This window comes from uncultured Sulfitobacter sp. (genome assembly GCF_947497275.1).
Taxonomy (GTDB): domain Bacteria; phylum Pseudomonadota; class Alphaproteobacteria; order Rhodobacterales; family Rhodobacteraceae; genus Sulfitobacter.
Genome location: NZ_CANMFS010000004.1, coordinates 318,938 through 330,514, shown reverse-complemented (window position 1 = coordinate 330,514; position 11,577 = coordinate 318,938). Strand labels below are relative to the sequence as shown.

General features: G+C 58.1%; 14 protein-coding genes. 7 read left to right on the top strand and 7 right to left on the bottom strand.

Going from position 1 to position 11,577, the window contains the following annotated elements; genetic code table 11:
* Window positions 1-22: 22 nt before the first annotated feature.
* Window positions 23-1,294 (bottom strand): transcription termination factor Rho, encoded by a 1,272-nt coding sequence (rho, locus tag Q1A06_RS10965; RefSeq protein ID WP_299562989.1) that lies wholly within the window; start codon window positions 1,292-1,294, stop codon window positions 23-25.
* A 130-nt stretch (window positions 1,295-1,424) separates the two neighbouring features.
* Window positions 1,425-1,874 carry a CopD family protein gene (locus Q1A06_RS10960; protein ID WP_299562986.1) on the bottom strand — a complete coding sequence of 150 codons (450 nt, stop codon included), beginning with the start codon at window positions 1,872-1,874 and terminating at the stop codon, window positions 1,425-1,427.
* A gap of 407 nt (window positions 1,875-2,281) precedes the next feature.
* Between Q1A06_RS10960 and Q1A06_RS10955 the strand changes: the two genes are divergently transcribed.
* The 4 genes from Q1A06_RS10955 to dnaQ are packed head-to-tail and all read left to right on the top strand — an operon-like array spanning window position 2,282 to window position 4,983.
* Complete coding sequence (locus tag Q1A06_RS10955) at window positions 2,282-2,881, top strand: nucleoside triphosphate pyrophosphatase (protein ID WP_299562983.1); 600 nt, start codon at window positions 2,282-2,284, stop codon at window positions 2,879-2,881.
* Window positions 2,878-3,714 (top strand): shikimate dehydrogenase, encoded by an 837-nt coding sequence (locus Q1A06_RS10950; RefSeq protein ID WP_299562980.1) that lies wholly within the window; start codon window positions 2,878-2,880, stop codon window positions 3,712-3,714. Before Q1A06_RS10955 ends, Q1A06_RS10950 begins: the two co-directional genes overlap by 4 nt.
* On the top strand, window positions 3,714-4,304 hold the full coding sequence (coaE, locus tag Q1A06_RS10945) for a dephospho-CoA kinase (protein WP_299562977.1): 591 nt from the start codon (window positions 3,714-3,716) through the stop codon (window positions 4,302-4,304). The genes Q1A06_RS10950 and coaE overlap by 1 nt, the downstream gene beginning before the upstream one ends.
* Window positions 4,297-4,983 carry a DNA polymerase III subunit epsilon gene (gene dnaQ / locus Q1A06_RS10940; RefSeq protein WP_299562974.1) on the top strand — a complete coding sequence of 229 codons (687 nt, stop codon included), beginning with the start codon at window positions 4,297-4,299 and terminating at the stop codon, window positions 4,981-4,983. The genes coaE and dnaQ overlap by 8 nt, the downstream gene beginning before the upstream one ends.
* 3 nt (window positions 4,984-4,986) lie before the next feature.
* On the opposite strand, the gene secB is transcribed toward dnaQ, so the two are convergent.
* On the bottom strand, window positions 4,987-5,481 hold the full coding sequence (secB, locus tag Q1A06_RS10935; RefSeq protein ID WP_299562971.1) for a protein-export chaperone SecB: 495 nt from the start codon (window positions 5,479-5,481) through the stop codon (window positions 4,987-4,989).
* Between the two features lie 86 nt (window positions 5,482-5,567).
* Entirely contained in the window at window positions 5,568-6,071 is a 504-nt protein-coding gene (locus Q1A06_RS10930; protein ID WP_299562969.1) for an FxsA family protein, read from the bottom strand.
* Window positions 6,072-6,175: 104 nt separating this feature from the next.
* Here Q1A06_RS10930 and Q1A06_RS10925 point away from each other — a divergent pair, with 104 nt between their 5' ends.
* The 3 genes from Q1A06_RS10925 to Q1A06_RS10915 are packed head-to-tail and all read left to right on the top strand — an operon-like array spanning window position 6,176 to window position 8,456.
* Window positions 6,176-6,832: a Tim44/TimA family putative adaptor protein gene (locus tag Q1A06_RS10925; RefSeq protein WP_299562966.1), complete on the top strand. Its 657-nt coding sequence runs from the start codon at window positions 6,176-6,178 to the stop codon at window positions 6,830-6,832.
* Window positions 6,833-6,885: 53 nt separating this feature from the next.
* Window positions 6,886-7,866 (top strand): MltA domain-containing protein, encoded by a 981-nt coding sequence (locus Q1A06_RS10920; RefSeq protein WP_299562963.1) that lies wholly within the window; start codon window positions 6,886-6,888, stop codon window positions 7,864-7,866.
* Entirely contained in the window at window positions 7,863-8,456 is a 594-nt protein-coding gene (locus Q1A06_RS10915) for a Smr/MutS family protein (RefSeq protein ID WP_299562960.1), read from the top strand. The genes Q1A06_RS10920 and Q1A06_RS10915 overlap by 4 nt, the downstream gene beginning before the upstream one ends.
* Here the strand turns inward: Q1A06_RS10915 and Q1A06_RS10910 are convergent.
* Genes Q1A06_RS10910 through hslV form a run of 3 tightly spaced genes read right to left on the bottom strand, consistent with a single transcriptional unit; the run spans window position 8,440 to window position 11,565 of the window.
* Window positions 8,440-9,666, bottom strand: a complete 1,227-nt coding sequence (locus tag Q1A06_RS10910) for an MFS transporter (protein WP_299562957.1) — start codon at window positions 9,664-9,666, stop codon at window positions 8,440-8,442. The genes Q1A06_RS10915 and Q1A06_RS10910 overlap by 17 nt on opposite strands.
* 37 nt (window positions 9,667-9,703) lie before the next feature.
* Complete coding sequence (gene hslU, locus Q1A06_RS10905) at window positions 9,704-11,011, bottom strand: ATP-dependent protease ATPase subunit HslU (RefSeq protein WP_299562954.1); 1,308 nt, start codon at window positions 11,009-11,011, stop codon at window positions 9,704-9,706.
* Complete coding sequence (gene hslV, locus Q1A06_RS10900; RefSeq protein WP_299562951.1) at window positions 11,008-11,565, bottom strand: ATP-dependent protease subunit HslV; 558 nt, start codon at window positions 11,563-11,565, stop codon at window positions 11,008-11,010. The genes hslU and hslV overlap by 4 nt, the downstream gene beginning before the upstream one ends.
* Window positions 11,566-11,577: the final 12 nt, after the last annotated feature.

The window sequence follows — 11,577 nt, the reverse complement described above, 5'->3', positions numbered from 1 at the left end:
AGCCTTTGAATTTATGTGAGTATCAGGTGTTCATTGAATCGAAGAAATCCGAGTTCGTCTTGGTCTGTTTCAATTTTGAAATCAGGAACTCAATCGCATCGGTGGTCCCCATTGGATTGAGAATACGACGCAAGACAAAAGTTTTCTGTAGATCGGTTTTGTCGACCAGAAGATCCTCTTTCCGCGTACCCGATTTCAGAATGTCGATTGCCGGGAAGACGCGCTTGTCCGCAATCTTGCGATCCAGAACGATCTCCGAGTTACCGGTTCCCTTGAATTCTTCAAAGATGACCTCATCCATGCGCGACCCCGTGTCGATCAGGGCGGTCGCGATAATCGTCAGGGATCCACCCTCTTCGATGTTACGAGCCGCGCCAAAGAAACGCTTGGGCCGTTGCAGGGCGTTCGCGTCCACACCGCCCGTCAGAACCTTGCCCGACGAAGGAACAACCGTGTTGAAGGCCCGTCCCAGACGGGTGACGGAATCGAGCAGGATCACGACATCGCGTTTATGCTCCACCAGGCGCTTGGCCTTTTCAATCACCATCTCTGATACGGCTACGTGACGGGTCGCGGGTTCATCGAAGGTCGAGGATACAACCTCCCCCTTCACTGACCGCTGCATGTCCGTGACCTCTTCTGGACGTTCGTCGATCAGAAGAACAATGAGATAACATTCCGGATGGTTTTTCTCGATCGAGTTCGCGATGTTCTGCATGAGCACTGTCTTGCCCGTCCGCGGCGGCGCCGTGATCAGACAGCGCTGGCCCTTCCCAATCGGCGTCACCAGATCAATGATACGGGCCGACCGATCCTTGATCGTTGGATCGTCGACTTCCATCGTCAGCCGCTCGTCCGGATAGAGTGGCGTCAGGTTTTCAAACGCAACCTTGTGACGCGCTTTCTCGGGTTCCTCAAAGTTTATCCGGGTCACTTCGGTCAGGGCAAAATACCGCTCGTTATCGTCGGGTGCCTTGATGAGCCCCTCAATGGTATCGCCCGTCCGCAATGACCACTGGCGGATCATGTCGGGCGACACATAAATATCGTCGGGACCGGCGAGATAGTTTGCCTCGGGCGAGCGCAGGAAGCCAAATCCATCCTGCAACACTTCCAGAACGCCATCGCCCGAAATCTCCCAACCCTCATCCGCGCGCTCGCGCAGAATCTGGAACATCATCTCGCCTTTGCGCATCGTCGAAGCGTTCTCGATCTCCAGCTCTTCCGCCATGGCAAGCAGGCTCTTGGGGGATTTCGCTTTGAGATCAGCAAGGTTCAGCGTTTCAATTGTCATGGAAAAATCCTTGGGCTGGCCGTGTGTGCCAGCATCGCGTGTCGGAAAGTGATGGTATGACGCGGTCCCCGGACGGGGTGCTGAACGCTCTTACGACGCCATCCGCCCTCTTGTCAATCGACCGAAAGCATCAGAACTTGACCGTGACTGAAAACACCACGACAATCATCAGGATGGTCGGCACCTCGTTCATCATCCGGTAGCGGCGCCCGCTGAGGTCATTCTTTCCGCGTTGGAAGTCTTTCATCCGCGCCATCAGCCAGATATGAAACCCCGTCATCGCGATCACGCCTGCGCCTTTTGTCCAGGGCCAGATATCGCCCCAATAAACAATGCCGGGCGTTGCGACCAACAGAAGCCCAAAGAGCCAGGTCGCCATCATCGCCGGGCTCATGATTACCTTGGCCAGTTTGTATTCCATCATTGCAAAAAGATCGTGCGTCTCGCCGGTCAGGCCAACCTGCTCCGTATGATGAACCATCAGACGAGGAAGATAAAACAGGGCGGCCATCCACGAAATCACCGAAATAATATGAAATCCTTTGATCCAAGGATACGCTACGCTCAGGATATCGCCCATGTCTTACCGTACTCCGTTAGGTGCCTCTCTTTATATTAATAAAGATAGAAAGAAAGAATGATGATGTAAGTAGGGGCAGGATTATCTGTGGATTACTTTGTTATCCCCATGATCGTATGATTAGGGACAGGTCTGTGCATGGGGTGCGGAAAGTACGGTAGATCTATTTTTTATTATTAGATTACAGTACCATGCATAGTCTTGAAACTGCCTCGTCCTGTGGAAAACTCTGGGGGGAGAAGAGGTAGAAGCGATGTTATCCAACCAACGGTTTATCCTTCTGCACAGGGGTGCAACGCTTGGCAAATCTGACGGGACTCACGCCGCTCCGCCCTCTTGATCCCGATTGTCTAATCCTCGACAACAAGTTCTTAAGTTTTCCTTAACGCAATGCACGGGTTATCCACATGTCTGTCCAGATCATCCTCGCTTCGGGCTCTGCCATCCGCGCCAAGCTTTTGCAGCAGGCCCGCGTTCCGCATGAGGTCGTCGTCGCACGGGTGGATGAGGAAATGATCAAGGTATCATTGGGCGCAGAGGGCGCGCCACCGCGCGATATTGCCGACGCGCTGGCCGAGATCAAGGCGAAGAAGGTGAGCGAAAAACATCCGGGTGCGCTCGTTATCGGCTGTGATCAGGTGCTCGACTTCAAGGGAACGCTGCTCAACAAACCGGTCAGCGCCGAAGACGCTCTGGCGCAGCTCAGATCCCTGCGCGGTCAGATCCACATGCTGTTGTCTGCGGCCGTGATCTGCGAAGATGGTAAACCTGTCTGGCGGCATGTCGGACAAGTGCGCTTGCGGATGCGCGATGCCAGTGATGCCTATCTCGAAGAGTATGTCTTGCGAAACTGGAACAGCATTCAGCATACCGTCGGGAGCTACAAACTTGAGGGAGAAGGCGTCCGGCTGTTCTCGCGTATCGACGGCGATTACTTTAACGTGCTTGGGATGCCCCTTTTGGAAATCCTGAACTATCTGACCCTGCGCGGAGATCTTGACCAATGAGCGACCTGCCCCGTATCCCCCTCGCCGGCGTGATCGGATCGCCGATCGCACATTCCAAATCGCCCCAACTTCACCGGCACTGGCTCAAGACTTACGGCATCGCGGGGCACTATATCCCTATGGATGTCGGATCCGAGGACCTTGAACAGGTACTGCGCACGCTGCCGAAAGCAGGGTTCGTCGGGGTGAACGTCACGATCCCGCACAAGGAAGCAGTGATGGAGATCGCTGATCTCATTACCGACCGTGCGATCCTGATCGGAGCCGCCAACACATTGATTTTCCGAAAGGATGGCCAGATCCACGCGGACAATACGGATGGGTATGGTTTTTTGGAAAACCTGCGCGCAGGGGCGCCGCATTGGAATCCCGCCGCCGGTCCTGCGGCTGTGTTGGGTGCCGGTGGTGCCGCCCGCGCTGTCGTCGCTTCGCTGCTGGACGCGGGCGCGCCGGAGATATATCTTTCAAACCGCACGCGTGTCCGTGCGGACAAGCTCGCGCAGGATTTCGGCAGTCGCGTTCAGGTGTATGATTGGGTCCAGGCGGGAAATATGATTGATGATGCCGCGCTCTTGGTAAATACGACTTCGCTTGGCATGATCGGCAAGGGCGAACTGCGCGTGCCGCTCGACGGGCTGTGCGCCGATACTGTCGTCACCGATCTTGTCTATGCTCCGCTCAAAACAAGACTGCTGGCAACGGCGGAGGACATGGGATGCGTTACGGTCGATGGGCTGGGTATGTTGCTGCATCAAGCGGTGCCGGCGTTCGAGCGATGGTTCGGCAAGCGCCCCGAGGTGGACCGCGCCACACGCGCGGCGGCGTTGCGCTGATGTTCAAGCTTGGTCTGACAGGGTCTATCGGGATGGGCAAATCGACAACTGCCCAGATGTTTGCCGAGGAAGGATGCGCCGTTTGGGACGCGGATGCTGCCGTGCACCGGCTCTACGCCAAAGGCGGTGCCGCTGTCGCTCCCATCTATGCCGCATTCCCCGAAGCGGTAATTGACGGCGAAGTGTCGCGCACGGCCTTGAAGGCGATCATCGGCAAGGATCCGAGCGCGCTGAAAAAGATTGAAGGCATCGTGCATCCACTCGTCGGTCAGGACCGTGTGTCGTTTCTGTCCACCGCCAAAGCCGACATTGTCGTTATGGATATCCCGCTGTTGTTCGAAACCGGCGGCGATGCCCGTGTCGATGCAACCGTCTGTGTCTATATCGACGATGCCACGCAAGAGGCTCGCGTGATTGAGCGCGGCACAATGACGCGTGACCAGTTTCTCACGATCCGCGCCAAACAGCTGCCGGCGCAAGAGAAATGCAGCCGCGCGCAGTATGTGATTCACACCGATACGGTTGAACACGCCCGCGCACAGGTGCAAGACGTCGTGAAACACATCAGGAGCCAGCTTTCACATGCGTGAAATTGTTCTCGACACTGAAACCACCGGCTTTGATCCGCAAACCGGCGACCGCATCGTCGAGATCGGCGCGGTAGAGCTGATGGGTCACGTCGCGACCGGCAAGACCTATCATCAATACATCAATCCCGAACGCGCCATGCCGAACGAGGCCTTCGAGGTGCACGGGCTGGGAGACGATTTCCTGCGCGACAAACCCAAATTTGCGCAAGTCGGGCAGGCGTTCGTGGATTTCATCGGTGATAGCAAGCTGGTCATCCACAATGCCGCGTTCGACATCAAGTTTCTCAATGCCGAGCTCAAATGGATGGGATTGGGCCAGATACCGTGGGAACAAGCGATCGACACGCTTGCCATCGCACGCAAGAAATTCCCTGGATCACCATCGTCGCTCGACGCGCTGTGCCGCCGCTTCGGCATCGACAACTCGTCGCGGACGCTGCACGGCGCGCTGCTTGACAGCGAAATTCTGGCGGAAGTCTATCTGGAGCTGATCGGCGGCAAACAGCCTGATTTCGGGCTGTCCACCCGCGCCGCGCCCAAGGAAGGTGAGCAGATCGCGGAATGGACACCGCACCCGCGCAAGACGCCCCTGCCCCCGCGTATCACCGAGACAGAAATCGCCGCCCATGCCGAATTTGTCGGCAAGCTGGGCGGCGATCCGCTCTGGCTCAAAAGCTGAGGTTTAGGCGTCTGCAGGTGGTGCCTGATCGGCGGTTTCGGCCTGCCGGCGCGCAATTTCGTTGCGGTACAGCGATACGAAATCAATGTTCTCAAGGTTCAGCGGCGGGAAGCCCCCGTCGCGCGTGATGTCGCTGACGATACGGCGCAGGAACGGAAAGATCATCCGCGGGCATTCGATCAAAAGGAACGGATGCATCTGCTCTTCGGGCACATCCTGGATGTCAAAGATGCCGACATAGTCGATTTCAAGCGCGAAAAGAACGGCATCGCCTTCTTTCGCTTTGGAGGTCACGTTCAACTTGATCGCCGTCTCGTACTGGTTCTCGGTCGACCGTTTCTTCGCGTCGAGATTGACCTGAACCTGGACGTCGGGCTGCACGTCCGAAGGCGCACCTTTTTGTGCCATGATATTCTCGAATGACAAGTCGCGAATGAACTGGCCCAGAACGCGCATCTGCGGTGCCTTGGGTTGTTGTGGTGCTTCGGCTTCGGCCATAATGATAGCTCCTCTTTGGAGTTTGAATTGCAATTGCGATGGCTTAACAGGTCAAACGGGACCGCTCAACGCCATTGTGCGCGGGATCAGCGTCGGGTCCAGCCGGATTTACCCTTGGGCGTATCATCGCTGTCTTTGGGGACTTCGCTGTATTCACCGTCGATGATGTCACCGTTGTTCCGTACACGAGGGTCCACGCGTTGCGGGCCACGCGGATCCGGTCCCGGTCCGCCGAACCGCTGCACCTTTACGCGTGCGGCGATCGCCTTGAACACCGCTTTGCGGACCGCGGGAACAAGCAAGGCAAAGCCCACAGCGTCCGTGAAAAACCCCGGCGTCAGCAAGAGCGCACCGGAAAACAGGATCATCGCCCCATGGACCAGCGGTTCGGTCGGGTCGCGCATGTCGGAGAACGATGTTTTCACCTCGCTCAGCGCCAGCTGGCCCTGGCTGCGCACCAGATAAGTCCCGGCAAGTGCTGTCAGAACGACAATCAGAAGCGTCGGCCAGAGGCCGATGAAACCACCAACCTGAATGAACAGCGCGATTTCAATCATCGGCACCGCGATGAATGCGATTAAAAGCCACATGCGTTTGCATCCTTTCATCGGGGCCGGAGTGGACTTGGCCCCCTACAGCCCCTACATAAGGTGCATAATAGATTGTTTCCACGTCTTCACTGCAAGAGGTCCCTATGAATTCGCCGCTGATCCAGCTTCTGGTGCTTGCCGCTATTGCGGTTTTTCTGATTTTGCGGCTGAAGAATGTGCTTGGAACCCGCGAGGGGTTTGAAAAGCCACCTCTGCCTCAGCAGAAGGCCGAACGCAAAGGCCCGGCTTTCGAAGTGATCGAAGGCGGTCCCGATCTGGACATCACCGATCATTTCGATGAGGGCTCGTTGGAAGCCCACGCTCTTGCTGAGATCAAGCGGATCGAGCCGTCGTTCAATGTCACGGATTTTCTCGGTGGTGCGCGTGGGGCCTATGAAATGATTGTCATGGGCTACGAGCGCGGCGATCTCGACGAGATCAAACCGTTTCTTTCCGAGAACATTTACGAAAGCTTTGTGGACGCCGTTGCCGCGCGCGAAGACCAGGGACTTACCGTTGAGGCGCAGTTTATCGGAATCCGCGAAACCACGCTGGAAAACGTCACCCTTGACCCGGATACGAAGGAAGCGGAACTGACGGTCCGCTTCGTCGCGGAATTGACGTCGGCCGTTCGCAACAGCGAAGGCGAAGTGGTCGAAGGAAGCCTTACAGAGGCAAAAAAGCAAAAAGACACATGGGTATTTGCCCGCATTATGGGCTCGGACGATCCAAATTGGTTCTTGGTTTCTACAGACGGATAACGTGCGGACTGCGTATCGTTGCCACAACCGGGGCCTCGCTGCTGGCGGGGCCTTTGGCGTCTGACGTGAAATACGATATCGTATCGTTCGATCAGTTGGACGGCTGGGCGCAGGATGATCACGCTGCCGCCTTTTCGACGTTTCAAAATACCTGCATGGATCTCAAAGAACCGGATTGGAAGGCGATCTGCGCCTATGCGAGGACAAACCCCGATCCGCGCGATTTCTTCGAACTTCTGTTTCGGCCTGTCGTAATGGACGATGGGCAGGATGCGCTGTTCACCGGCTATTTCGAGCCGGAACTCGAAGGCTCTCTTTACCGATCAGAGCGGTATAATTTTCCGGTCTACAAAATGCCGCCCGAGGCAAACGAAACCCGGCCCTGGCTGACCCGCCGCGATTTGCTGCAAAGCGGCGTGATGGACGGGCGCGGCCTGACGATTGCCTATGTCGACGATCCGGTGGAGCTTTTCTTTCTTCAAATTCAGGGATCCGGGCGGATCCGGCTTCCGGACGGACGGTCCATCCGTGTGGGATATCGTGGATCCAACGGACATGATTATCGCTCCATTGGTCAAGAACTCGTGCGACGCGGTGTGTACGAGGCGCATCAGGTCAGCGCGCAGGTCATCAAGAACTGGGTGCGGCGCAATCCTGTCGATGGCGAAGAGCTTCTGTTTCACAACCCGTCCTATGTCTTCTTCCGCGAAGTAAGCCGCGTGCCGGCCGACAAGGGCCCGCTGGGCGCGATGAACCGGTCAATCACTACGATGCGGACGGTCGCGGTGGACCCTGCATTTGTCCCGCTCGGCGCGCCGGTGTGGATCGAAAAGGATGGCAAGACGCCGCTGCGTCGCCTCATGGTGGCGCAGGATACCGGATCGGCGATAAAGGGCGCGCAGCGGGCCGATGTATTCTTCGGGACCGGCGACGGTGCGGGCCGCGCGGCGGGCCGTTTGCGCGATCCCGGCCGGCTTGTCGTGCTGTTGCCGATACAGCGCGCCTATGCGCTGCTGCCCGAAAGCGCGATATGAAACGCCGCAGGCTCAGCGCCGAGGACCGCGAACTGTGGGAAAGGGTCGCTGCCAAAACGGAGCGGCTGGAAGGCTCCGATCTAGTTGCGCGTAAATTTGATCCCGATGCGGGCTTGCCTACATCAGACTCAAAATCGCTGCGCAAGGCCAAGTCGACGATCATCGGCAAACCCGAACGAAAACCCCGCGCGCCCGGCCATGATCTTGTGCCGTCGTTGCCCGATAGGTTGCGCAAGGCGCCGGTGCAAATGGACCATAAATCGTTCGGCAAGCTCAAGCGTGGCAAGCTGAAACCCGAAGGCAGGATCGACTTGCACGGCATGACGCTGGAGCGCGCGCATCCCGCGCTTACCAGCTTTATCATGTCGGCGCACGCGCGCGGCAAACGGCTGGTGCTGGTAATCACTGGCAAGGGCAAGCAGCGGGACGAGGGAGGCCCGATCCCGGTGCGGCACGGCATCCTGCGCCATCAGGTACCACAGTGGCTGTCGATGCAGCCGATGTCCTCTGTCGTCTTGCAGGTTGCGCAGGCCCATATCAGCCATGGCGGCGGCGGTGCCTACTACGTCTATCTCAGGCGGCAACGCTAGGCAGGTCGCGCTGGTAGCGTAAAATACCCACCCCCGCGAGAAGCGCGCCACCGAAATAGAACAGCGCAATCGGGATCATCTGGTCTGGAAAATCAATCCCCCAATCAATCAGAGCGCCGGTAATTCCCGGCCCGATGGCCGACCCGAACACCATCAACGCCGCCGCTGCCGCCTTGATCGCGCCAAGGTGGCGTGTGCCATAGAAAACCGCCCAAAACGCGGTTGTAGCGGTGCCCTGCATCCCCTGCCCGACGCCGAATATGACTAACCCGACCCCCGCCATTGCAATGGTATCGGCCTGGGCCAGCACCAGGAACGAGATGCCGAACGGCACCATCTGGAACGGGACAATCCATTTGACGCCGAACCGGTCAATGGCCCAACCGGTCAAGAACGTGAAGGCGATGGACGACACCGTGAACAACGGCATCAGCGCGACATAGGATGTCAGGCTCCATCCCTTCACCTCGGTCAGATGGACCTGTTGAAAGAACAAGGCAGTCCCCCAAGCTGAGGGGCCAAGCACCAGAGGGACGAGGATGTAGAAAAGCGGGTGCCGCAAAAGCTCGGCACGGGTCCAGTTTTTCCCTTTCATGCCAAGTGCCTGCGGTTCCGCAGCCAACGATTGCGGTGTGCGTTCCTGCCGCAGAAGATATTGCATGACCGGGATGATCAGAACCACGCACAGCGCCGCAACCAGCCACAGTGCGCGCCAATCGGTTGTCGTCAGCAGCGCGACGAAAACCACCGGTAACAGCGCCTGCCCCACGGCAAAGCCCATCGACGCAATTGAAATGGCCCGCCCGCGCGCCGCTATGAACCACCGCGACATGGCCACCGCGCCAAGCTGCGACATCATTCCCTGACCCATCAGACGCAGTGCAAAGATCACGAAGATCAGAAGGAAACCGTTCGGTACCAAAGCCATCGTACCACAGGCGACCGCCAGCAACAGCATCACGCCCAAGGACAGATGCCGCACGCGAAACCGGTCCGTCAGAACGCCAGTCCAAACCATCGTAAGGGCGGACAGTGTCGTTCCGATGGTATAGATGCCACCCCACTGCCCGTCCGTCAGTTCGAACGCGCTCTTGATCTCGCCCGCGAAGAGCGAGATGAAATAGGTCTGCCCGAATGACGAGGTGAACGTGAGCAGGAAACCCGCCAGCAGGAACAGCCGATTGTCGAGAAGAAAGCGCAAATAGCCCATGCGCCTTCGTCGCAGGCGCTGGGCTATTTGGAAAGGGTCAAAGCACGTAGCGGCTTACGTCGGTGGATTTGGTCAGCTCACCGAGGTTTTTGTCGACGAAAGCCTCGTCGACCACGATTTCTTCGCCACCGCGATCCGGCGCGGTAAAGCTGAGTTCCTCGAATACCCGCTCCATCACCGTGTAAAGCCGCCGCGCGCCGATGTTCTCGACCGATTGGTTTACGTCCGCCGCAATTTTCGCAAGCGCCGCAATGCCGTCATCGGTAAAGCTGACGACGACCTGTTCGGTGCCCATAAGCGCGGTGTATTGCAACGTCAGGGCGTTGTCGGTTTCCGTCAGGATGCGGACGAAGTCTTCTTCGGTCAGCGCGCGTAATTCGACGCGGATCGGCAGACGACCTTGGAGTTCCGGCAACAGATCGGACGGTTTGGCGATGTGGAACGCGCCTGAGGCTATGAACAGAACGTGGTCGGTTTTGACCGGACCATGCTTTGTGCTTACGGTCGTGCCTTCGATCAGCGGCAGCAGATCGCGCTGCACCCCTTCGCGCGAAACGTCACCGCCGCGCGCTTCGGAGCGCGTGCAGACCTTGTCGATCTCGTCCAGAAAAACAATGCCGTTCTGCTCGACCGCTTCGATGGCGGTGCGCGTCACGGTTTCGTCATCCAGCAGTTTATCGGCCTCTTCGCCGATCAACACCTCATAGCTGTCGGCCACGCGCAGACGCTTTTTGGTTGTGCGCCCGCCCATGGCCTTGCCGAACAGATCGCCCAGATTCATCATTCCCATTCCGCCACCGGGTTGTCCGGGGATCTCCATCGTGGAAAACGGGTTCGACGTATCGGCGACTTCCAGCTCGATCATCGTCTCGTCAAGCTGTCCATCGCGCAGCTTCTTGCGGAACATCTCGCGGGTGCCTTCGCGTGCGTCCGGCCCTGCAATAGCGTCGATCACGCGGTTCTCGGCGGCTTGCTGGGCATTCGCCTTTACATCCTCGCGCATGTGATCGCGCACCATCGCGATGGCGTTGTCCAGCAGATCACGAATGATCTGTTCCACATCGCGCCCGACATAACCGACTTCGGTGAATTTCGTCGCTTCGACCTTGAGGAACGGCGCGCGCGCCAGTTTGGCCAAACGGCGGCTGATCTCGGTCTTGCCGACGCCGGTAGGCCCGATCATCAGAATATTCTTGGGATACACTTCTTCGCGCAGATCATCGCTCAGTTGCTTGCGGCGCCAGCGGTTGCGCAGGGCCACGGCGACGGCACGCTTGGCGTCCTTCTGGCCGATGATATAACGGTCTAGTTCGGATACGATTTCGCGAGGGGTCAGATCGGTCATTTCTTGATGCTCTCCACGGTCAGGTTGCCGTTGGTATAAACGCAGATATCGGCGGCGATCTTCATCGCGTCGCGCGCCACGGTTTCGGCGTCGCGGTCGCTGTCGATCATGCCGCGCGCGGCGGCGAGGGCAAAGTTGCCGCCCGACCCGATCGCCGCGACGTTGTGTTCCGGCTCCAGCACGTCACCGGCACCGGTGATCACGAACATATCCTCGCCATCTGTCACGATCAGCATCGCTTCGAGTTTTTGCAGATATTTGTCCGTCCGCCAATCCTTGGCCAGCTCCACGCTGGCACGGGCAAGCTGCCCCGGTGTCGCTTCAAGTTTGACCTCGAGCCGTTCGAGCAGGGCAAAGGCATCCGCAGTCGATCCAGCAAAGCCCGCAACGATTTCATGTCCGCCTGGCGACAGCCTGCGCACCTTGCGCGCGGTGCCCTTGATCACGGTCTGGCCAAGACTGACCTGCCCGTCGCCCGCAATCACGACCTCGCCGCCCTTCTTGACACCGATGATGGTTGTACCGTGCCAACCGGGAAATTCTTCACGCGTCATAAGACCTCCGTT